Origin of the sequence: Pseudomonas viridiflava, from assembly GCF_900602065.1 — a bacterium.
Taxonomy (GTDB): Bacteria; Pseudomonadota; Gammaproteobacteria; order Pseudomonadales; family Pseudomonadaceae; genus Aquipseudomonas.
Genome location: NZ_UWFN01000036.1, coordinates 1 through 412, shown reverse-complemented (window position 1 = coordinate 412; position 412 = coordinate 1). Strand labels below are relative to the sequence as shown.

Annotated in this window: 1 protein-coding gene and 1 pseudogene; both read right to left on the bottom strand. The window is 57.5% G+C overall.

Annotated elements, in window-relative coordinates; all coding sequences use genetic code 11:
• A pseudogene (locus EE949_RS00190) lies at positions 1–85 on the bottom strand (DUF3299 domain-containing protein); the annotation flags it as partial.
• Positions 82–412: ABC transporter permease (locus EE949_RS00185; RefSeq protein WP_164666651.1), on the bottom strand; the 331-nt coding region annotated here is incomplete at its 5' end. The gene EE949_RS00185 and the pseudogene EE949_RS00190, both read right to left, overlap by 4 nt.

Sequence of the window (412 nt, the reverse complement as noted above, 5' to 3'; positions counted from 1 at the left end):
GTACACGCGGCTCGGCGGCCCACAGTGACGTGGAAACCGAGAGCAGCAGAGTGAGTAGCATGCGCCGCATTATGAAGGTCCTCATAAACGAATCGACAGACCATCTGCCAGTGACTGCCTGTAGGCTCGCCAGGCTGGCACGGTTCCCATCAACAGCGCGCAAGCGAGGATGCCACCCAGCAATGTCCATTCATATTGGCCAGGTGGCATAGGCGAGAGGTACAAACCGTAAGTATTTATTACGTAATCCTGAGACACGAAGATACCGATATAGAGCAGTGCAAGGCCACTGATAACACCCGCCAGCGCCAGCGCGAAGGCTTCGAGTATCAGCAGGCTCGCGATGTGCCAGGGTCTGGCACCAACCGATCGCAGGATCGCCATCTCGCGGCGGCGTTCGTTGAGGATGGTG